At 46.4% G+C, this 265-nt stretch carries 1 protein-coding gene; it reads right to left on the bottom strand.

The genetic code is table 11. The features are described 5' to 3' along the window. The coding region (locus C1E99_RS12560) for a hypothetical protein (RefSeq protein ID WP_202863395.1) at positions 1–265 on the bottom strand (265 nt) is incomplete at both ends.

Below are 265 nucleotides of genomic sequence, written 5' to 3'. Positions count from 1 at the left end.
TTCAACACCCGCTTTCGCAACATGACGAACAGTCTGATTGGCAATATTTTGTGTCACATTAGCGGCCACATTGGTACCAGCACCAATAAATTGACCACCTACAAAACCTGTAATAGCTCCTAGTCCTGCTCCTTTGGCAATAGAACCAACCAAGCCCCAACCACGTTGCACTGAGCTATAGGCATCATAGCCAGACATAATGGCTCCAAAGGCTGCACCGCCAATAGCTATCGCTACAGGGGCATCTATCAATTGATTATAGCAT

The organism is Streptococcus suis, assembly GCF_002964045.1.
GTDB lineage: Bacteria > Bacillota > Bacilli > Lactobacillales > Streptococcaceae > Streptococcus > Streptococcus suis_U.
This window is presented reverse-complemented; position numbering and strand designations above follow the sequence as displayed.